Raw genomic sequence first — 21,125 nt, forward strand, 5'->3', positions numbered from 1 at the left:
GGCATTCCTTAAGAAACTGTAGAATCTTGATTACGTTTGTCCTGTTTTTCCTGGCGCAGTTCCACCCATGTTTTTAAAATCAGGGTGACAATTGCGAGGAGAGCCAGAAGCGAAGACACGGCAAACGCAGCACTAAAGGTATATTCGTTATAAAGAATTTCGACGTGTAGCGGTAAAGTATTGGTTTCACCGCGGATATGACCGGATACAACCGATACTGCACCAAACTCACCCATGGCCCGTGCATTACACAGAATCACGCCGTAAATCAGACCCCATTTGATATTTGGCAGGGTCACTTTCCAGAAAGTTTGCCAGCCAGATGCACCGAGCACAATCGCAGCTTCTTCTTCTTCCGTGCCTTGTGCTTCCATTAATGGAATTAACTCACGAGCCACGAAAGGTACAGTAATAAAGATGGTCGCCAGGACAATGGCAGGCACTGCATAAAGGATCTTGATGTCATTGTCCATTAGCCAGGACCCCATCCAGCCTTGCGTACCGAAAATCAGTACCAGCATTAAACCGGCAATCACGGGAGAGACCGAAAATGGCATATCAATCAAGGTGGTCAGGAAGGATTTACCCCGAAAGTTAAACTTCGCCACTGACCATGCTGCAGCTACACCAAATACCACGTTCAGCGGTACGGCGATTGCAGCAGTCAAAAGTGTAAGTTTGACCGCAGATAAAGTATCTGGATGCACCAATGCCTGTGTATAAACACCAATTCCCTGTTTAAAGGCTTCCACAAAAACCAGAATCAAAGGCAGGATCAGGCAGCTCAAGAAAAAAATCAGTGCAATAGTGATCAGGGTATAACGTACCCAGGTTGGCTCACGGGTTGCATCACGGGATTGCAGTTTTTCAGCCAGTGCATTGCTGTTGGTATTCAAACTCATCGTGCAGTTCTCCCGGTACGGCGGCTGGCCCAAGCTTGCAGTAAGTTAATCAGGAACAGCAGGACAAATGAAATCAGCAACATCACCACCGCAATTGTGGTTGCACCGGCATAATCATATTCTTCTAAACGGGAAATAATCATCAGTGGGGCAATTTCTGTTTCAAAAGGCTGATTCCCGGCAATGAAGATCACCGAACCATATTCACCAACACCGCGAGCGAAAGCTAACGCAAAGCCAGTGATAAGCGCAGGAAGTAAAATCGGGAAAATGACCTTGGTCACAATTTGCAAGCGATTTGCCCCGAGTGCAGATGCAGCTTCTTCCAGTTCGGTTTCCAGATCACTGAGTACTGGCTGTACGGTACGAACCACAAAAGGCAGACCAATAAAGATTAGAGCCAGCGTAATACCAATCGGGGTATAAGCAACCTGAATACCAATCGGTTCAAGATACTGACCAATCCAGCCAGTCGGCGCATATAAAGAGGTCAAGGCAATACCGGCCACCGCTGTTGGCAGGGCAAAAGGCAAATCGACCAAGGCATCGACAATACGTTTGCCCGGGAAGCTATAACGTACCAGACACCAGGCCAATAACAGGCCAAACACCACATTCACCAGCGCAGCAATAATGGCTGCACTGAAACTGAGTTGTAGTGATTTTTGAATACGTTCAGAGCTCAGGATTTCCCACAAGCCTTCCCAGCCAATGCCCAGTGATTTAATAAAAACAGCAGACAGCGGGATTAAAACGATTAATGATAAATACGCTAGGGTAAAGCCTAGAGAAAGACCAAATCCTGGCAGCACTCGGGATCGCTGCGACATGATGACTCCTCAAAAGAGAGAAAGCTGGTTAAAACTAACCAGCGAAAATTAAAAAAAGAAATTGGACACAAGCATAATTTGCAACGACTAAAATGCAAATTTGAAATAATACTTGCTGTCATCAGTATTGCTGATATGTTGCATAGTCTTTTCTGAAATCAAATACTGGGCAAGTTCAGGAAAAGGGCCAAATCCTGAAGCGACATTGACATGCCCCACCTGTCCGAGATTAATCGGTTTGAGTTTCCAGGCTTTGGCCAGAAACTCGGCATCTGCATAGCTTAACCAGGGATCATTTTCACTGATTAATAACGTGGCCGGAACCTGAATCTGCACTTGCTGAAAATAATGGCTGTAATCGGTCTGGCTGTTACGAACAAAACCATTTTCCCCAAAACGTGCCGGATTGGCCGGCGCGACCAGAATCAGCTTTTTAACTTTAGCAGTCAATTCTGGATGTTGTGCCAGTGCTGCGACCGAGGTTAAACAGCCAAAGCTGTGCGCTACAATCTGTACATCATCTTGAATATCTTGCAGGGCTTTGACAAATTCAGTGATCCATTCCTGCAAAACGGGATGATTCCAATCTTTTTGTTGCACACGAGAGCATCGACTGAGCTGATGTTGTAAGCATGTTTGCCAGTGACTGTATTCGCTACCACCTACACCTGGAACAATAAGCGTATGTATCATATCGATGCTCCTGTCAGATCAGCTGCGAATTACTTCGCGCTGTTTGCCTTCACAATCTGGTCGAAAATACCGCCATTCTCAAAATGTGCTTTTTGCACTTTTGCCCAGCCGCCAAATTCCTGATCAATCGTCACCAGTTTGAGTGGTTTGAACACATGATTATATTTCTTTAAAGCTACTTCACTGCGTGGACGATAATAATGTTTGCCTGCCAGGTCTTGACCCAGTGGCGAGTACAGGAAGTTTAAATAACCTTGAGCCAGATGCTTATTGCCTTTTTTCGCTGCATTTTTTTCTACAATCGCCACTGGCGGTTCAGCCAGAATAGACAGACTTGGCGTGATAATTTCAAACTTACCTGGTTGCTCACGAATCGCTAAGTACGCTTCATTTTCCCAGGCCAGCAAGACATCACCGATCCCGCGCTCGGCAAAGGTGGTGGTTGCACCACGCGCACCTGAATCCAGGACTTTGGTGTTTTTATAAATTTGGCGAACAAATTCTTGTGCAGTTGTGTCATTGCCACCGGCCTGATGTTTGGCCCATGCCCATGCCGCCAGATAGTTCCAGCGCGCGCCACCTGATGTTTTCGGATTCGGGGTAATAATACCGACACCCGGTTTCACCAGATCGCCCCAGTCTTTAATCCCTTTGGGGTTGCCTTTATGCACCAAAAATACGATTGTTGAGGTATACGGTGTCGAGTTTTGTGGCAGTTTCTTTTGCCAGTCTGCTGGCAACAATTTGGCTTTTTCTGCAAGCACATCAATATCGGCTGCGAGGGCCAAAGTCACCACATCTGCATTCAAGCCATCAATAACAGAGCGGGCCTGTTTACCAGAACCACCATGGGATTGCTTGAAGTTAATTTTTTGACCCGTACGGCTTTCCCAGTATTTGCCAAAACTCTTGTTGACATCTTCATACAATTCACGTGTCGGATCGTAGGAAACATTCAGAAAATCACGTGCTGAAGCACCTAATGAGGTTGCCGAAATCACAGCAGCCAGAACCCCAAGTTTTATTGTTTTTGAAATACTCATTAGAAACCTCAATTTCTTACACGTTTTGTAACATAGCTGCAGAATAAACCTATTCTTTATGCGTAAAAAATAAATAAAAACGAATTTTATATGAAAAAAAAAGATAAGACGGAGCTGAAGTTATTGAAATGAAAATGGCCTTATCAATAAAGGCCATTGTTTCTGCTGGACTGCCTCATTATTTCGTATGATTTGCCTTTACAATTTGATCAAAGATCCCGCCATTATCGAAATGTGCTTTTTGTACCTTGGTCCAGCCACCAAATTCTTTGTCGATGGTGACTAACTTTAAAGGTTTAAATACGCTGCTATATTTCTTTAATACTTCGCTATTACGTGGACGATAGAAGTTCTTCGCAGCCACAGTTTGCCCCGCAGGAGAATACAGATAATTCAAATAAGCTTTGGCGAGGTTTTCATTGCCATCTTTCCTGGCATTTTTCTCTACAATTGCCACCGGTGGCTCGGCCAAAATTGACAGACTTGGCGTGATGATTTCAAATTTACCCGGCTGTTCACGAGTAGCGAGATGGGCTTCATTTTCCCAAGCCAGTAATACATCACCGATCCCGCGCTCAGCAAAAGTGGTGGTGGCTCCACGTGCGCCTGAGTCCAGAACTTTGGTCTGTTTATAGATTTGACGCACAAAATCTTGTGCTTTGCTGTCATTGCCACCAGGTTGATGTTTGGCCCATGCCCATGCCGCCAGATAGTTCCAGCGTGCACCGCCAGAAGTTTTCGGGTTTGGCGTAATGATCTCTACTCCAGGCTTCACCAGATCGTCCCAATCTTTAATCCCTTTTGGATTGCCTTTTTTGACCAGAAAGACGATGGTGGAGGTATAGGGGGGCGAGTTTTGCGGGAATTGTTTCTGCCAGTCTTTAGGCAGCAGACCTCTCGCTGCAATTTCATCAATGTCGGCAGCTAGCGCGAGGGTCACGACGTCTGCATCCAGACCATCAATCACAGCACGGGCCTGTTTACCTGAACCGCCATGCGACTGTTTATAGTTCACGTCCTGACCCGTGGTTTTTTTCCAGTATGCGCTGAATTCCTTATTAAAATTGTCATATAATTCGCGGGTTGGGTCATAAGACACGTTCAGGAAATCTTTTGCAGACACACTGAAAGCAGTGGCCGAAACCAGTGCAGCCAATACCCCAATTTTTAATTTACCAATATTCATTTTTGCCTCAATTTTTTTAGCTTTTGTTGGACAAGGCAAGAATAGCTGGAGATATTTTGCATAAAAAATAATTAAAAATGCATTTGATGTGAGTAAAAGAGATAAATCGATGGAGCTTATCTCTCAGTACTCAATTATTGATTTGAGAGGCAATAAAATATGCTCTGTTTAAAAAATGCGAAACATGTCAGTGAGATAGAAGTACTCGATCGGGCCTTTCATTATGGTGATGGCTGTTTTAGCACGGCCCGGATTCGACAGGACCGGGTGGAATTATATGATCGTCATCTGGCACGTTTGCAGCTCAGTAATCAAAAATTAAGTTTGCATGCTGATTTAGCTCTGATTGCAGAAAGTTTAGAGATTTTACTTGAATCAGAAAGTCAGCTGAATGGAACATTAAAGATCGTGCTGAGTCGTGGAGTCGGCGAGCGGGGCTATAGTTTGCCAGAGCATCCGGCGGATCTGTGGGTATTTTATTATCCTCAAGCCTTACATGATTTAAAGTATGAACAGATCCAAAGTGGGGTATTACAGCAGTCACTGGGATTGACTATGCCGGGTCTGGTCGGACTAAAAACCTTGAATCGCCTGGAGCAGGTTTTGCTCAAGCAGGAGGCGGATCAGCGCGGTTGGTCTGAGGCACTGGTGACAGATGTACAGGGCGGGGTTGTCGAAGGGGTGAGCAGTAATTGTTTCATTTGTATAAACAATACATGGATTACGCCGGAACTTCGTTATAATGGCGTCTTTGGGGTGATGCGTGCAGAAATTCTACAACGGATGCAAGATCAGGGAATTGCCTGTCAGCAACGTTACATCGATATGGAGGAAATAGCCCATATTCAGAGTCTGTTTTTTTGTAATGCGCTAAACCCGATGAAAATTGTCACTCAATTTGAGCAGCGATCTCTGGATGGCGATGCTTGTATTGAACTTTTTAACCGTCTTCGATTAAATCAGATGTCTTAATATGTCAGCTTCCAAGTCTAAAGCCAAAAAGAACAATACAGCCAAATTTTCGTCACTTTTCAAAGGAATTGCCTTCGTCCTGATTGGACTTGCCTTGATTTTGGCACTGGTCTTAAAAAGCAGTTTGTGGAAAGACTATCCTGTAGACGGACAAAAACAGCTGCTGGCGATTGGGTCAGGGGAAACCTATTCTGGTTTTATTGACCGTCTGGCCAAAGAAAAGCAGGTCAGTTTCCCGATTATTCTCAAGCTTTATCAGCGCATCCTGATTCATGACACCATGAAAGCTGGCGTATATGAAGTGCGCCAGGGCATGAGCATTCGTCAGGTTCTGGATATGATCTCCAATGCTGAAAATGCCCAGATGAACCGGATTCTGGTGATTGAAGGAACCACATTCAAACAGCTGATTGATGCTTTGAAGAAAGATGATCTGGTGACCAAAGAAGTGTCACATTTGCCAACGGCACAACTCCTTAAAGAGCTCAATATTCCATTTTCACATCCTGAAGGTCTGTTTGCACCGGATACATACTTCTTTGCTAAAGGTGAAACTGACCGTAAAATTTTAACCAATCTGTATCAGCGCCAGATGAAGGCACTGGATCAGGCCTGGGAAAAACGCGTGACTGATCTGCCCTATCAGAATAAATATGAAGCGCTGATCATGGCGTCGATCATTGAAAAAGAAACCAGTGTGGATAGTGAGCTAGAACAGGTTTCTGGAGTGTTCGTGCGCCGTTTAAAAATTGGCATGCGTTTACAGACCGATCCCACCGTGATTTACGGAATGGGCGATAGCTATAATGGCAATATTACCCGCAAGGATTTACGTACGCCGACGCCGTATAACACCTATACCATGTCTGGTTTGCCGCCAACGCCAATTGCACTGCCAAGTAAGAAAGCCATTGAAGCAGCCATGCATCCGGATAATTCTGACAACCTTTATTTTGTCGCCACGGGCAATGGCGGACATACGTTTACGACCAATCTGAATGATCACAATAAAGCAGTGCAGGAGTATCTGACCATTTTACGCTCGAAGAATAAGGAATGAGTATGTTTATTAGCTTTGAAGGCACAGAAGGTGTAGGTAAAACCACACTCATTCGTTCGATCTATGACGATTTTATGGCCCAAGGCAAAGATGTGATGCTTACGCGCGAGCCGGGTGGTACGCCGATGGCCGAGCAGATCCGTGCACTACTTCTGGCTGTGAATCATGAAGAAGCGATGGCGCATGATACCGAATTACTATTGATGTATGCGGCGCGTGCCCAGCATTTGGCACAAGTTATTCTGCCAGCCTTAGCAGCCGGAAAAATTGTACTCTGTGACCGTTTTACTGATGCCAGCTTTGCCTATCAATGTGCAGGTCGTGGACTCAGTGAAACAAAGCTGCAGTTATTAAATGATCACTTTGTGGCACGTATGCCGGACATCACCTTCTGGTTAGAAGCACCGATTGAACTGGGAATGAACCGGGCACGCGCGCGTGGCGCACTGGATCGCTTTGAACAAGAGAAAGTCACTTTCTTTGAGAAAGTAAGAGCCGGCTATGAAACGTTGTGGCAGCGTCATCCGGAACGGATCAAACGTCTGGATGCAACCCGTACACCGGAGCAGGTATTCGAGCAGGCTTTAAGTTATTTGAAGTCTGGTTTAAATTGAAATCCTGTTTATTTTAATTTTCACTAGGTGAATGTGTGAAAAATCTTCTATATTGAAGGCAATATAGAAGATTATTTTAATAAGATGAAAACGACCAAAACCGAAATTCAACAATTTTTACAACAAGAATTTCCACAAAGCCTAGAAAAATGTAGGATCGAAGCCGTTGTTTCACGCGGTGCAACTTTGCTGTATCAGGTTAGCGCACAAGAGTTGCGTCCGGGTGGTACTGTTTCTGGCCCAACTATGATGACCTTGGCCGATCTTGCTTTATATGTCGCTATTCTGGGCGAAATTGGCCTGGTGGGTTTGGCTGTCACCACCAATCTGAATATCAATTTTCTCCGTAAACCTTCAGGTGGCACGGATTTGCGAGGAGAGTGCAAGCTTATTAAAGTCGGTAAAGTTCTGATTGTCGGGGAAGTCTGGATTTATTCAGTAGACCTTGATGAGCCAGTGGCGCATGTTACTGCGACTTATGCCATTCCACCTCAACACTAAACACCTGAAGAATAGAAGTTCAGTGATATAAATAGCCTAAGCTTAATTAAGTAGGTGAGCGCTAAAAGACAGGGAGATATGATTTAAAAATCATATCTCCCCAATAATCTAAATATTGACCAAGGGTGTTTCTACTTCAAAATTCACCGGATTTAGAATGGTCTTGCGTAATTCAGGCAATAATTCCGGATAGTCCAGCGTGAAATGCAGGCCACGAGATTCTTTACGCTGCATGGCACAGCGCACAATCATTTCTGAGACCAGCACCAGATTGCGAAGCTCGATCAGGTTTTTGCTGACCTGATAATCTTGGTAATACTCGGTGATTTCTTTTTTCAGCATTTCAATACGATGCAAGGCACGTTCCAGACGTTTGGTGCTGCGCACAATACCGACATAGTTCCACATGGTCTGACGTAGCTCATCCCAGTTTTGCAGAATCACCACATCTTCATCCGGATTGGTTACCTGTGAGTCATCCCAGATGGGTACGGGCGGAAAGGCATAGTCAGCATTGAAATGAGATTCGATATGCTTGGCTGCACTCATGCCATACACAAAGCATTCTAAAAGTGAGTTACTGGCCATTCGGTTAGCACCGTGCAGACCAGTATAAGAGGTTTCCCCAATTGCATATAGACCTGCGATATCAGTCTGGCTATGTTCATCGACCACAACGCCACCACAGGTGTAATGGGCTGCAGGTACCACTGGAATCATATCTTTGGTGATATCAATACCCAGTTCCAGCAGGCGGGCATAAAGCGTAGGAAAATGTTCTCTAACAAAGCTTTCATCCTTATGGGTAATATCCAGCCAGACATGCCGAATACCCAAGCGCTTAATTTCATAGTCGATTGCGCGTGCGACAATATCGCGTGGTGCAAGTTCGGCGCGCTCGTCAAAACGCAGCATAAAGCGTTCGCCATCGGGCAGACGCAGATAAGCCCCTTCGCCGCGCATTGCTTCAGTGATGAGGAAGGAGCGCGCTTGTGGATGATAGAGACAGGTCGGATGGAACTGGTTAAATTCCATGTTAGCCACCCGGCAGCCGGCACGATAGGCCATGGCAATGCCGTCACCTGTGGCAATATCCGGATTTGATGTATAAAGATAGGCTTTCATTGCACCGCCACAGGCAAGGGCGGTAAAGGGCGCTAAAAAAGTATGTACTTTTTCATTTTTTTCATCCAGCACATATAAACCTAGCGCGCGGTTTTCACCGTCTAGGCCAAGTTTATGTGAACAGATCAGATCAATCGCAATATAATTTTCAAAAATAGTGATATTTGATTTTTCTTGGGCGCGTTGTACCAAAGTAGTCGAAATTGCACGACCTGTGGCATCTGCGGCATGAATAATCCGGCGCTGTGAATGGCCGCCTTCACGGGTGAGATGCAACTGTTCCTGTTCATCCAGGGTAAATTGCACACCGTGTTTTAGCAGAAAGTCAACTGATGGTTTGCCCCCTTCTACCGTCTGTTTGACTGCGTCCATTTCACATAGCTGTGCACCTGCAATCATGGTGTCATCAATATGCTGTTCAATCGAATCCATTTTATCGAGTACTGCAGCAACACCGCCTTGCGCATAAAAGGTGCTGGCATCTGTCAGGGTGGATTTCGCTAAAACTGCAATATTAAAATGGTCCGGGAGCGATAAGGCTAAACTTAAACCGGCACCGCCACTGCCCACAATAATGACGTCAAATTGATGGGTAAGGGATGAATTAGACATGTCCATCAGCTAATTTTAAAAAAAGTTTGGTAATAACAGCGCTTTTTTGTGCAAAAGGCAAGCGTTGAAATGCTCATTTATTAATGAAAAAAATTAATCAAAGCCTTAACTTAGTGTTTTAATGATGAGATATTGTCCAGCGTGAAGCATTGAAACATATTATTACTCAAACTTTACAATGTTTGTGATAAAACCTATTTACATAAATTTATCAACAATTTGAGTGAATAATTTATATGAAAATTCTAGACTTAAAAAAAGGATTATTTGCAGCGACCCTGACCATGAGTGCTGCACAGTTGCAGGCTGTCACACCGGTTGATTTTTCAAATCTGGTCGAGCAGGTCAGTCCTGCCGTGGTCAGTGTCAATGTCGTTAAAAAAATGAGCGAAGAAGAACTCTTACAACAACAAGTTCCGGAAATTCTACGTCGCTTCTTTGGCAATCAGGTGATTATCCCTCAGCAGCGCATGCCACAGGAAAAAACCGGCTATGGCAGTGCATTTTTTATCAGTAAAGATGGCTATCTGCTGACCAACCATCATGTGGTTGAGGATGCATCTAAAGTCACCATTACCCTGAATGATCGCCGTGAAATTGATGCCACTGTGGTGGGAAGTGATGCACGTACCGACGTAGCTTTACTTAAGGTCACAGGTTCGAATTTTCCAGAATTGCGTACCGGGGATGTAGGCCGCTTACGTGTCGGTGAGCCTGTGCTCGCGATTGGTTCGCCATTTGGTTTTGATTATTCGGCCTCTGCCGGAATCGTCAGTGCCAAAATGCGCAACATGATGGGTGAAACAGCAGTGCCTTTTATCCAGACAGACGTGGCCCTCAACCCGGGTAACTCTGGTGGGCCTTTATTTAACCAGCATGGTGAAGTAGTCGGGGTGAACTCGCGGATCTTCAGTGGAACCGGCGGTTATATGGGGCTCTCCTTCTCGATTCCGATTGATGTGGCCATGGAAGTGGCAGAGCAGCTGAAAAAGAATGGTAAAGTGACCCGTTCCTATCTGGGGGTCAGCTTGCAGGATATCGACCGTAATCTGGCAGAGTCTTACAACCTTTCTAAGCCTGAAGGCTCCTTAATTACTCAGGTTGCACCAAATTCACCCGCCGCACGTGCCGGTCTACGTGTCAGTGACGTGATTTTAAAATATAACGGCACTGCGATTTCACGCACCAGTGAATTATTAAACTATCTCAATCGTACTGCACCTCAGCAACAGGTACAGCTGGAGGTTTTACGTGATGATAAGCGCCGTAATATTTCAGCAACCTTAAGTACCGCACCGGATGATACCCCTGCAAAAGCCGGAGCACAGGCGCAGCCGAGCAAAGGACCTGTAATTGGTGTGGCTATTCGTGATTTAAGTTCGCTAGAAAAGGATCGACTGGAGATCAAAGGCGGGGTCATGATTCAGGATGTTCGTTCAGGTGGCATTGCCGCACAGGCGCGTATCATGCCAAACGATGTGGTGACGCATATTAATAACAAGGCAGTATTGAACGCAGAGCAATTTGTACAAGAAGTTTCTGAGTTGAAGAAGGGCAATGTGGCACGCGTTACGCTCATGCGCCAAGGGCAGCGTGCGATTGTGGGAATGCGTATCTAATTCTATTCAGATTTTTGAATGTAAAAAACCGCTTTTGATGGGCGGTTTTTTATTATTTGCAATTTACCCAGCCTATAAATTCGGTAGACTCTATTCAGTTGAAAATCATGGAAAGGATAAGAGAAAAATGACAGCTATTTTTGATCTTGCGTTAAAGGTGCAAGCTGAACATATCGATGGCTTGGGCCATGTCAATAATGTGGTCTATGTACAGTGGATGCAGGATGTCGCCACAGCCCATATTGAAAAATTGGGATTGGGGTTAAAGGAATATGTGGAACTGAAACATGCCATGGTCGCGGTTGAGCATCAGGTACAATATCGAAAAGCTGCTTTTGAGGGCGATGAAATTATTTTGCGAACCTGGTTGAACGATATCAACGCACTGTATTCATTTCGCCAATATGCATTTTATCGACCACAGGATCAAAACCTGTTATTTACAGGTAGTACGCAGTGGGCCTGTATTGAAATGGCCACTGGGCGTCCTAAACGCATGTCGCCTACCTTTACCCAAGCCTATCAACCTCTTTCTGATCAGATCAATCCTTATGATTTTTCAATAGTGTATCTAGATCAATAAGCGCTCACTTCTTTGGCACAGAGTTAGATATTTCAATCAGGTTTAGCAAAAACATGGTGTGATTTTCAAATTTTCATTGCAGTGATTGAGCTTGAGATCGCTGGACAGGTATTTTGGCAGAGTGGACAAAGCTAAAAATATAATTCTTTTTCTAGATCACCATTCTGCTATAATCCTTCGCAATTTCTATTCGGCTTTTGTTATGTAATATTTTTAAATTACATAGCGCGTTTTTTCTCAAGGTAACCCATGGCGCAAGCTAAAAAATCTGTTGATATTAAAAACATTCGTAACTTCTCGATTATTGCGCATATTGACCACGGTAAATCGACCCTCGCAGATCGCTTTATTCAGACCTGTGGCGGTTTGCAAGATCGTGAAATGCAGGCTCAAGTCCTCGATTCTATGGAGCTTGAGCGCGAACGTGGGATTACCATTAAAGCCACTTCGGTGACGCTAAACTATACCCATCCAAATGGTGAAGTTTATCAGCTGAACTTTATTGATACGCCGGGACACGTTGACTTCTCGTATGAAGTGTCGCGCTCGCTCGCAGCCTGTGAAGGTGCTTTATTAGTCGTTGATGCGGCGCAAGGTGTGGAAGCACAGTCTGTCGCCAACTGCTATACCGCGATTGAGCAAGGTCTGGAAGTACTGCCCGTACTGAACAAGATCGATTTGCCGCAAGCTGAACCTGAGCGTGTGATTCACGAGATTGAAGAAATTATCGGCATTGAAGCGACAGAAGCACCGACATGTTCAGCCAAAACCGGTCTGGGCATTGAAAATGTTTTAGAAACCCTGGTGAATGTGATTCCGGCACCGGTCGGTGATCGCGAAGCGCCGTTGCAAGCCCTGATTGTAGATTCATGGTTTGACAACTACCTTGGGGTAGTTTCTCTGGTACGTGTAAAGCAGGGTCGTGTGCGTAAAGGCGACAAGATGTTGATGAAATCAACAGGTCAAACGCACATCATTACTTCTGTTGGGATCTTTAATCCGAAACATACTGAAACAGGCATGTTGGAAGCAGGCGAAGTCGGCTTCGTGATTGCCGGTATTAAAGATATTTTCGGTGCGCCGGTGGGTGATACCATTACCTTGGCAACCACACCTGAAGTTGCAACGCTACCGGGCTTTAAAAAAGTAAAACCGCAGGTTTATGCCGGTTTATTCCCGATTGATGCCAGTGACTTTGAACCGTTTCGTGAAGCTTTACATAAACTGCAAATTAATGACTCGGCCTTGTTCTTTGAACCGGAAAGTTCGGATGCACTCGGTTTTGGTTTCCGCTGTGGCTTCTTGGGCATGCTACACATGGAGATTGTACAAGAGCGTTTAGAACGCGAGTATGATCTTGATCTGATTTCTTCTGCGCCAACCGTAATTTACGAAGCAGTGATGAAAAATGGCCAGACGATTTATATCGACAGCCCGTCTAAAATGCCGGATGGTTCAACCGTAGAAGATTTACGTGAACCGATTGCCGAATGTCATATTTTAGTACCGCAAGAATATCTGGGTAATGTCATGACCTTGTGTATCGAGCGCCGTGGCATACAAAAAGACATGAAATTCCTCGGCAATCAGGTGTCGATTACTTTTGAAATTCCAATGGCAGAAGTGGTCATGGATTTCTTCGATAAATTGAAGTCTTGTTCACGTGGTTTTGCATCCCTCGACTATAACTTTGTCCGTTTTGAAAGTTCTTCATTGGTAAAAGTGGATGTGCTGATCAATGGTGAAAAAGTCGATGCTCTGGCAATGATCTGTCACCGTAACGACGCGCGTCATCGTGGCATTGCGCTGGTGGAAAAAATGAAAGACCTGATTCCGCGTCAAATGTTTGATGTGGCAATTCAGGCGGCAATTGGTGCGCAAATCATTGCACGTTCTACTGTAAAAGCCATGCGTAAAAACGTATTGGCCAAATGTTATGGTGGTGACGTGTCACGTAAGAAAAAACTTCTGTCTAAACAGAAAGAAGGTAAGAAACGCATGAAGCAGGTGGGTAGTGTCGAAATCCCGCAAGAAGCGTTCCTCGCTGTGTTAAAAGTCGAACGCTAGAAGAATAAGGATATAAGCCCATGGATTTTGATTTTAATTTGATTCTTGTTCCTGCGACGCTGTTTTTTGTCGCACTGTGGTTGCTTGACAAGTTTGTCCTGAAACAAAGACAAACTCGCGGCAAGGGCAATGAAAATTTTATCATTACCTGGGCTTATGACTTTTGGCCAGTACTGACGATTGTACTGGTGCTGCGTTCGTTCTTGTTTGAACCGTTTAATATTCCATCGGATTCAATGGTGCCAACCCTGGAAACTGGGGATTTTATTCTGGTGAATAAATTTGACTATGGCGTGAAACTGCCTATGGTCAACACTAAAATTATTGATACTGGCAGTCCAGAGCGTGGCGATGTGGCAGTATTCCGTTATCCACCACAACCGACCATCAGTTATATCAAGCGTATTATTGGTTTACCCGGTGATCATATTGTCTATGATCATGGTCAGTTGAGCATCAATGGTGAACAAGTAGCGAAAGTTCCAGTGGAATTTAGCCGTGAAAAAGATCGTCTGGATACACCCAATGCCATTTATTATAAAGAAACTTTAGGTCAGCATAGCTTTACCATGCGTGAGCTGGAAGGGGTCAATGTCGCGCGTCAGGCGCCTTATATTAACTTTGTGGAAAATGGTAAATATTCAAGTGAAAATGGTTTATATTGGGAAGTAAAGGTGCCTGAAGGTCATTACTTTGCGATGGGGGATAATCGCGATCAGAGTGCTGACAGCCGTTTCTGGGGGCTTGTTCCGGAAGAAAACTTAACAGGTCGTGCATTCTATATCTGGATGCATAAAGAACCTGGCTTTAAATTGCCATCGTTTGGTCGCAACGGGACAATCGATTAATTGTTTCAATCAGGAAAATAAAAAATGAGACATCAACAAGGTGCTTCGTATATTGGGATTTTATTTGCAATCGTGGGGTTTGCATTTCTAGCCAAAGTAGCGATTGCAGTGTGGGGACCCTACTTTGATGATCGTATGGTCGATGGTGAGATTGAGGCGCTGTTAAAAAGTGCGCCAGCCAATATAACACCAGAAAAATTCCGTCAGCAGATGGATCAGCGTTTATCAATGAATAATATTCGCGATCTGAAGTTTGATGAAATTGCCAAAGTTATCCATACCGATGGTTTGCAGATACACAAGAATTATGAAATTCGTAAAAATTTCATAATGAATATCGATTTAGTGATGAAGTTTGAGAAAAATTTTGATCAAAGCGCAGTCAAAACTCAATGATGAACGTCTTGCCAGACGGATCGGTTATCAGTTTAAACAAGCTGAACTGCTCAAGCTGGCACTGACCCATCGTTCAGTCAGTCATAAACAAAACTATGAACGCCTAGAATTTCTAGGCGATTCTCTTTTAGGGATGATCATTGCGAATTATCTCTTCACTGCCTACCCAAGCGAAAACGAAGGCCGGCTGACGCGTATGCGTGCCACCTTGGTTCGACAGGAAGCATTGGGGAAAATCGCCAATGATTTAAAACTCAGTCAGAGTTTAATTCTCAGTACCGGTGAATTGAAATCTGGCGGTCATCATCGCGAGTCTATACTGGCAGATACTGTAGAAGCCATTATTGGCGCAATCTATGTGGATTGCGCTGATCTCACTGTGTTAGAGCCGATTGTGTTAAAATGGTATGAACCGTATTTGGATCATATTGAGCCGACCGATCAGCTTAAAGACCCTAAATCACGTTTACAAGAGTATCTACAAGCACGTAAGAAACCTCTCCCAGTTTACGAGGTTGTAGATATTCAAGGTGATGCCCCTAATCAGCATTTTAAAGTGGAATGTGAGATTGAGGGATTACCGACCATGCAAGGTGAAGGCGCCAGCCGACGTTTTGCTGAACAAGCCGTTGCGGCAGATATTTTAAAACTTTTGGAGCATAAGTCTTAATGACTACTCATTCCGATCACATTGATGCTGATCACGAGTCGCAAAGCGACAGTCACGACCTGGTAAATCAATTTTTTAGCGCACAAGGCACCGAAATTCCGTCGGATTATCGCAGTGGTTTTGTCGCTATTGTAGGTCGCCCGAATGTGGGTAAATCTACCTTAATGAACCATATTTTGGGTCAGAAACTCTCAATTACCTCACGTAAACCGCAAACTACACGGCATAAAATTGTCGGGATTGATTCGCGTGAAAAGTCTCAGGCGGTATTCGTGGATACGCCGGGGATGCATAAAAAGGAAGTACGTGCCATCAATAAAATGATGAACCGTGCTGCCCATTCGGCTTTACGTGATGTGAATCTGGTTTTGTTTGTGGTGGATGCACAGAAGTGGACGCCGAATGATGATCTGGTACTGGAAAAGCTGAAAAATGCTGAAATGCCGGTGATTCTGGTGATCAACAAATTAGATACTTTTGAGAACAAGAACGAAGCTTTACCACTGATTCGTGAGCGCGAAAAGCTGATGAACTTTGCGGAAATCGTACCTGTTTCTGCACTTCGTGGTGCCAATCTTGAGCATTTACGTGACACGATTGCCAAGTATCTGCCGTTCCAGCCGCCATTGTACTCCCTGGATCAACTAACTGACCGTTCAGAGCGTTTCCTGGCTTCTGAAATTATTCGTGAAAAGATCATGCGTCAGCTGGGTGAAGAACTGCCATATGATTTAACCGTGCAGATTGAATCATTCAAAACTGAACAGCCAGTGATGAATGAAAAGACTGGTCGTATGAAGCCGGCCTGTACCTATATTGATGCTACGATTTTTGTCGATCGTCCAAGCCAGAAAGCCATTGTGATTGGTGAGAAAGGCGTTAAGCTGAAAAAAATCGGTATGGATGCACGTCTCGACATGGAAAAAATGTTCGAACAGAAAATCATGCTGACCCTTTGGGTGAAAGTCAAAGGCGGCTGGTCTGATGATGAACGTGCATTGAAAAGCTTAGGTTATAGCGATATCTAAGTTATAAAATTAATAAGCCCCTTTAAGGAATTTCGTGATGATGAAAGTGTTGGCAGTGCTTGCATGTGTTTTATTCTTGCAAGGCTGTATCCATAAAGTGGTCACGGTTCCTGTCAAGGTGGCTTATAAAACCACAAAAGTCGCAGTCAAAGGCACTGCGGCTGTTGTGGGCGCAGTCATCCCGGATGGAGATGACGACGATGATAAAAAATCAAAAAAAGATAAGGATTAAAGTGTCCGCTTATGCGTAACGAAGTACTGCATGGTTATTTGATTCATCATCGTAAGTACCGTGAGCGCAGCCATATTGTGCATTTATTTACTCAGGAATACGGTCGTATGGATGGCATTCTCCGGCAAACACCGCCGCCGCAATATCAGCCCATCAGTTTGCAAGCCACCGGAAAATCAGAACTCAAAAACTTTACCAAGCTGGAAATTGTCAATCAGCCGATTTTCTTTTTTGGTGATGCCTTTTTTTCAGGCTTTTACCTGAATGAAGTTCTGTTACGTTTGTGCCCTCTAGAAGTGGAAATGCCGCAAACCTTTGCCAAATATGCAGAGACATTAACTGCATTGCAGCAATTATCAGAACAATCTAATCCCAATTTATACTTAAAACAGATTTTGCGGCAATTTGAACATATCTTGCTGGAAGAACTCGGTTATGGTCTGGATTTTTCCCTAGATGCCAATCAGGCGCAGATTGATCCGCTACAACACTATTATTTTCAGCTCAATGCCGGCTTTATGCCATCGGCCAAAGCCTTACGCTCCACTATTTCCGGTCAACAGATTTTAAGCATGTTGACGCATGAAAATGGTGGGGATTTTAATCCGGAACAGTTACAATTGTTGACGAAACTGTATCGACAGGTGATCACGGCCTTATTGGGTGATCGACCATTAAAAAGTCGGCAACTCTGGATTCAAAACTCTCAATCTCAAACGTAGTTAGGAAAAGATTATGGCTGCATTACTTGGTGTCAATATTGACCATGTCGCAACATTAAGACAAGCACGTGGTACAACGTACCCAGACCCAGTCAATGCTGCATTGATCTGTGAGCAGGCCGGGGCAGAGGGCATTACCTTGCACTTGCGTGAAGACCGTCGTCACATTCAGGATGAAGATGTGCGTCGTATGCGTCCTGCACTGAAAACCCGTATGAACCTCGAGCTGGCGGTGACAGATGAGATGGTCGCTTTTGCCAAGGAAATTAAACCGCATCATGTCTGTTTTGTCCCTGAAAAACGTCAGGAAGTCACCACTGAAGGTGGTCTGGATGTGGTGACTCATTTCGAATCAGTCAAAGCAGCTACGCAAGAACTGGCAGCGATTGGTTGTGATGTGTCTTTGTTTATTGATGCTGATTTTGCCCAAATTGATGCAGCAGTTGCTTGTGGTGCACCGACCATCGAGATTCATACCGGTGCTTATGCCGATGCAGAAACGCCTGAAGCCCAGCAGGCTGAGCTTGAGCGCATTATTAAAGGCGCTGAATATGCCGCATCGAAAGGTCTGGTAGTGAATGCAGGCCATGGTTTGAACCTGGATAATGTAACGCCAATTGCGGCGATTCCACAAATTCATGAACTTAATATTGGCCACTCTTTGATTGCAGATGCTGTATTTTTAGGTCTGGCACAAGCCGTTCAGCAAATGAAAGCTGTGATTAAGTCAGCGCGGTAAGACCAGAGTCGTTATGTCAAATATTAATTATGATGAACTGATGCAGCCGGTGATTGCTTTCTTGGGGTGTGAAACGCCCAAGGCATGGCTGAATGTGGCAGTCGAAAATCTTGAAATCTTGATGCAAGATCATGCCAACTGTGAAAAAAAAGCAGCCAGCACGGCCATGAATCTGATGTTTCGCTATAGTTACTTTGTTGATTTACAGGTGAAGCTTGCGCAGTTAGTGCGTGAAGAAATGCTGCATTATGAACAAGTGCTTGAACTGATGAACAAACGTGGACAGGCCTGGCAGAACTTAAGTGCGGGACGTTATGCCGGTGGCTTGCGCAAAGAAATCCGGACTTTTGAACCTGAAGCCTTGATTGATGTCTTGGTGATTGGTGCTTTTGTGGAAGCACGCTCTTGTGAGCGTTTCTACGCGCTGGCTTCGCGTGTGGATGATGAGTTGGCACGTTATTACCGTTACTTGCTTAAGTCTGAATCTCGTCACTTTGAGGACTATCTGGCTTTGGCGATGGATGTGGCGACCACGGCAAAATTGAAAAATCCGCAAGAGGATATTCAAAGCCGGATTGATCATATTCGTAACGTTGAAAAGCAGCTGATTCTGACACCAGATGACACTTTCCGTTTCCATAGCGGTGTTCCGGCTCAAGCGGCTTAATTGCAGTGAACATTTAAAAATCCTCCATTCATGGGGGATTTTTTATATCCAGAGCAAATATATAAATGAGAATTATTTACATCTACAGACTTAATCCATAAAATACAGCAGATTTCTTAATAACGATGATGAAATAATGAATAAGCTGGTAAAAGTCATGCCTTTTTTGATCTTGGGAGTGATCAGCAGTACAGCCTTTGCACACTATCCTTATGTTGCCCCACTAAGTTATCAAACTTTTAACAATCACACCGCGATTGTATCTGGCTTTTATGACAATCCATTTGCCTCGGAAGTGGCGATTAAAAACTTTAAGTTTCATTATCATACGCCTACAGGCCAAAAGATTTATCTTGCAGATGATGCATGGACCAAAACACAAACCCTAAGTAGTTATAGTCTGGAAAATAAACGAGAGGGTACCTATCGGATTCGTGGCGAGAAACAGGGGAATAGCCTAAAGTATGCACAGGTTGCTCAAAAATGGAAAATGGTTCTAAGTGCTGTTCCAAAAGCCAATCAAGCCGCCAATCAAAATGTGATTTATCAGCAAGCGCTGAAGAAAAACATGCCACAGAAAACTGTGCAGACTATCGATATTATTGAAACCTTTGTCTCACGGCGTGTGACGTCGAATCAGGTCATTCAGCATATCCATGCTGGCTTTGATGTTCAATTTATCACGCATCCAAATGCATTTAAAAAATCTCAAGCGATTCAATTGAAAGTACTGGATGATAAAAAAGGAGTTGCGAATTTAAACGTTGAGATTTTGGCACAAACGACAGATTTTAGTCGTGATAAAAAAATCTATAAAGCGCTCACAACAGATGCGCAAGGGTTACTCAACTTTAATATGCAGGAAAAAGGCCAGTACTTAATGAAAATTGATTATCAGCAGCCTTTCGAAATAAAAAAGAATGATTTAAAGCGTTATAAATATACCTTGGCTTTTAATGTAATGGATTAAGCTAAAATGAGCCTGAAATCATTCAGGCTTGTTTTATAAAATATTAAACGAAAAAAAGCCCACTTCGTTATGAGTGGGCTTTTTAGTATTTGGCTCTCCAACCTGGGCTCGAACCAGGGACCTGCGGATTAACAGTCCGTCGCTCTACCGACTGAGCTATTGGAGAATCTGAAAGCGATTATAGAGGGATTTTGACAGGGGTCAAGCAAAAACTGTCATATTTATAACAAATTCAGCCTGTCTGTTTTTAATTTAGACAATTGCATAAATTTTACGAAAAATACTTGTCAGAATAAATTTCACTTGCTAGATTAAAACCATAAAGTCGTTTGACCAAATGGTCAAACAGTGTGGATTTAAACCTACTTGCCAGCACAAAAATGGCTAAACCGGAGACAGCGAATGAATACGCTCAGCATCCCTCAAATTTTCTCTCAACTCACTTATTATCAAGAAAACTATCTGCAGATTATTGCAGATCCAGCACAGTATTATATTCCTGTTACAGATGCTCATATCAAGCTATGGCCCTTGGCGCAACAGTCCTTGTATCTAGGTGATTTGCTGCAATTGTGGTTTGCAGAAAAATGGTTGGTAGAAACTGAACGTCAATTTAGCTTTGAAGTGTTTTTGAATGCCGATTATCTGAAAGAGCAAAGCAAAGAATTATATATCTATGCCATTTCAGGTAATCTTTTGACCGGTACCAATCAATCCAAAGCTTGGCAGGCATCGACAGCGCAAATACAAGATGTAGAGCTGGCCAATGTGTCCAAGCATTATTTTGAGTTTCAGGGCTTAAGCCGACCACAGATCGCTTGTGTTCAAGCCGGACAGACGAAGGGCAATATTGCTTAGGTGTTTAGTCCCGGCATTTGATGGATCGGATCAATCTTAAAAAGTTCAGGTTCATCTGTCTACTGTTTGCAGATGAATTCGTAGGGAGTCAGGCCCCTGAGTGTTTTGAGTCTGCGGCCGAAGTTGTATGCAGCAATAAAATCAGCAAGGTGAATGCATAGCTGAGTGTGATCGTCGTAATGGAACCG

General features: G+C 44.1%; 23 protein-coding genes, 1 tRNA gene and 1 pseudogene. 17 read left to right on the forward strand and 8 right to left on the reverse strand.

All coding sequences use genetic code 11. The features are described from left to right. Nucleotides 1-8 precede the first annotated feature (8 nt). The 5 genes from cysW to FTU90_RS01455 all read right to left on the reverse strand — a co-directional run bounded on the left by cysW (nucleotide 9) and on the right by FTU90_RS01455 (nucleotide 4,654). A complete protein-coding gene (gene cysW / locus FTU90_RS01435; protein ID WP_005097571.1) occupies nucleotides 9-902 on the reverse strand; it encodes a sulfate ABC transporter permease subunit CysW in 894 nt (297 codons plus the stop codon). Further along, nucleotides 899-1,732 (reverse strand): sulfate ABC transporter permease subunit CysT, encoded by an 834-nt coding sequence (cysT, locus tag FTU90_RS01440; protein WP_005097570.1) that lies wholly within the window; start codon nucleotides 1,730-1,732, stop codon nucleotides 899-901. The genes cysW and cysT overlap by 4 nt, the downstream gene beginning before the upstream one ends. Before the next feature lie 87 nt (nucleotides 1,733-1,819). Continuing rightward, on the reverse strand, nucleotides 1,820-2,425 hold the full coding sequence (locus FTU90_RS01445; RefSeq protein WP_180071831.1) for an alpha/beta hydrolase: 606 nt from the start codon (nucleotides 2,423-2,425) through the stop codon (nucleotides 1,820-1,822). Nucleotides 2,426-2,454: 29 nt separating this feature from the next. Further along, a complete protein-coding gene (locus FTU90_RS01450) occupies nucleotides 2,455-3,468 on the reverse strand; it encodes a sulfate ABC transporter substrate-binding protein (protein WP_180040057.1) in 1,014 nt (337 codons plus the stop codon). A gap of 178 nt (nucleotides 3,469-3,646) precedes the next feature. After that, entirely contained in the window at nucleotides 3,647-4,654 is a 1,008-nt protein-coding gene (locus tag FTU90_RS01455; protein ID WP_180071832.1) for a sulfate ABC transporter substrate-binding protein, read from the reverse strand. Between the two features lie 159 nt (nucleotides 4,655-4,813). Here FTU90_RS01455 and pabC point away from each other — a divergent pair, with 159 nt between their 5' ends. From pabC to FTU90_RS01475, 4 genes are all read left to right on the forward strand, one after another. Further along, a complete protein-coding gene (pabC, locus tag FTU90_RS01460; RefSeq protein ID WP_180071833.1) occupies nucleotides 4,814-5,626 on the forward strand; it encodes an aminodeoxychorismate lyase in 813 nt (270 codons plus the stop codon). Nucleotide 5,627: 1 nt separating this feature from the next. Beyond that, nucleotides 5,628-6,686 carry an endolytic transglycosylase MltG gene (mltG, locus tag FTU90_RS01465; RefSeq protein WP_180071834.1) on the forward strand — a complete coding sequence of 353 codons (1,059 nt, stop codon included), beginning with the start codon at nucleotides 5,628-5,630 and terminating at the stop codon, nucleotides 6,684-6,686. Nucleotides 6,687-6,688: 2 nt separating this feature from the next. After that, nucleotides 6,689-7,300, forward strand: coding sequence for a dTMP kinase (gene tmk / locus FTU90_RS01470; RefSeq protein WP_074383333.1), 612 nt, complete (start codon nucleotides 6,689-6,691; stop codon nucleotides 7,298-7,300). 84 nt (nucleotides 7,301-7,384) lie between these two features. After that, the gene (locus tag FTU90_RS01475) at nucleotides 7,385-7,801 is read left to right on the forward strand and encodes a PaaI family thioesterase (RefSeq protein ID WP_180071835.1); all 417 of its coding nucleotides are present in this window, start codon (nucleotides 7,385-7,387) and stop codon (nucleotides 7,799-7,801) included. A 108-nt stretch (nucleotides 7,802-7,909) separates the two neighbouring features. Here FTU90_RS01475 and nadB read toward each other — a convergent pair whose 3' ends face one another. Continuing rightward, a complete protein-coding gene (gene nadB, locus FTU90_RS01480) occupies nucleotides 7,910-9,538 on the reverse strand; it encodes an L-aspartate oxidase (RefSeq protein ID WP_005170113.1) in 1,629 nt (542 codons plus the stop codon). A 236-nt stretch (nucleotides 9,539-9,774) separates the two neighbouring features. Between nadB and FTU90_RS01485 the strand changes: the two genes are divergently transcribed. The 12 genes from FTU90_RS01485 (at nucleotide 9,775) to FTU90_RS01540 (ending at nucleotide 20,079) form a co-directional block, all read left to right on the forward strand. Then, entirely contained in the window at nucleotides 9,775-11,157 is a 1,383-nt protein-coding gene (locus FTU90_RS01485; protein WP_005097559.1) for a Do family serine endopeptidase, read from the forward strand. 127 nt (nucleotides 11,158-11,284) lie between these two features. Beyond that, complete coding sequence (locus FTU90_RS01490; RefSeq protein ID WP_180071836.1) at nucleotides 11,285-11,740, forward strand: thioesterase family protein; 456 nt, start codon at nucleotides 11,285-11,287, stop codon at nucleotides 11,738-11,740. A gap of 249 nt (nucleotides 11,741-11,989) precedes the next feature. After that, nucleotides 11,990-13,807, forward strand: a complete 1,818-nt coding sequence (gene lepA / locus FTU90_RS01495; RefSeq protein WP_005097556.1) for a translation elongation factor 4 — start codon at nucleotides 11,990-11,992, stop codon at nucleotides 13,805-13,807. 20 nt (nucleotides 13,808-13,827) lie between these two features. Next, entirely contained in the window at nucleotides 13,828-14,655 is an 828-nt protein-coding gene (gene lepB, locus FTU90_RS01500) for a signal peptidase I (protein WP_180071837.1), read from the forward strand. A 24-nt stretch (nucleotides 14,656-14,679) separates the two neighbouring features. Further along, entirely contained in the window at nucleotides 14,680-15,051 is a 372-nt protein-coding gene (locus FTU90_RS01505; RefSeq protein WP_005170117.1) for a DUF4845 domain-containing protein, read from the forward strand. After that, nucleotides 15,023-15,721 (forward strand): ribonuclease III, encoded by a 699-nt coding sequence (rnc, locus tag FTU90_RS01510; protein ID WP_005097550.1) that lies wholly within the window; start codon nucleotides 15,023-15,025, stop codon nucleotides 15,719-15,721. The genes FTU90_RS01505 and rnc overlap by 29 nt, the downstream gene beginning before the upstream one ends. Beyond that, the gene (era, locus tag FTU90_RS01515; protein ID WP_005097549.1) at nucleotides 15,721-16,749 is read left to right on the forward strand and encodes a GTPase Era; all 1,029 of its coding nucleotides are present in this window, start codon (nucleotides 15,721-15,723) and stop codon (nucleotides 16,747-16,749) included. The genes rnc and era overlap by 1 nt, the downstream gene beginning before the upstream one ends. A 37-nt stretch (nucleotides 16,750-16,786) precedes the next feature. After that, entirely contained in the window at nucleotides 16,787-16,981 is a 195-nt protein-coding gene (locus FTU90_RS01520) for an NF038104 family lipoprotein (RefSeq protein ID WP_005097547.1), read from the forward strand. A gap of 11 nt (nucleotides 16,982-16,992) precedes the next feature. Next, on the forward strand, nucleotides 16,993-17,703 hold the full coding sequence (locus FTU90_RS01525) for a DNA repair protein RecO (RefSeq protein ID WP_180071838.1): 711 nt from the start codon (nucleotides 16,993-16,995) through the stop codon (nucleotides 17,701-17,703). A gap of 13 nt (nucleotides 17,704-17,716) precedes the next feature. Continuing rightward, nucleotides 17,717-18,442, forward strand: coding sequence for a pyridoxine 5'-phosphate synthase (pdxJ, locus tag FTU90_RS01530; RefSeq protein WP_180000177.1), 726 nt, complete (start codon nucleotides 17,717-17,719; stop codon nucleotides 18,440-18,442). 13 nt (nucleotides 18,443-18,455) lie between these two features. After that, nucleotides 18,456-19,109: a tRNA-(ms[2]io[6]A)-hydroxylase gene (locus FTU90_RS01535; protein WP_159138194.1), complete on the forward strand. Its 654-nt coding sequence runs from the start codon at nucleotides 18,456-18,458 to the stop codon at nucleotides 19,107-19,109. Nucleotides 19,110-19,245: 136 nt separating this feature from the next. After that, nucleotides 19,246-20,079 carry a DUF4198 domain-containing protein gene (locus tag FTU90_RS01540; RefSeq protein WP_180071839.1) on the forward strand — a complete coding sequence of 278 codons (834 nt, stop codon included), beginning with the start codon at nucleotides 19,246-19,248 and terminating at the stop codon, nucleotides 20,077-20,079. Between the two features lie 90 nt (nucleotides 20,080-20,169). On the opposite strand, the gene FTU90_RS01545 is transcribed toward FTU90_RS01540, so the two are convergent. Beyond that, nucleotides 20,170-20,245, reverse strand: a tRNA-Asn gene (locus FTU90_RS01545). A 236-nt stretch (nucleotides 20,246-20,481) separates the two neighbouring features. On the opposite strand from FTU90_RS01545, the gene FTU90_RS01550 reads away from it, so the two are divergent. After that, nucleotides 20,482-20,937 (forward strand): hypothetical protein, encoded by a 456-nt coding sequence (locus tag FTU90_RS01550; RefSeq protein ID WP_005170144.1) that lies wholly within the window; start codon nucleotides 20,482-20,484, stop codon nucleotides 20,935-20,937. Between the two features lie 62 nt (nucleotides 20,938-20,999). Here the strand turns inward: FTU90_RS01550 and FTU90_RS01555 are convergent. After that, nucleotides 21,000-21,125 (reverse strand): annotated as a pseudogene (locus FTU90_RS01555) (IS3 family transposase); the annotation flags it as partial.

It is taken from the genome of Acinetobacter sp. YH12200 (assembly GCF_013418175.1).
GTDB classification, from domain to species: Bacteria; Pseudomonadota; Gammaproteobacteria; order Pseudomonadales; family Moraxellaceae; genus Acinetobacter; species Acinetobacter pseudolwoffii.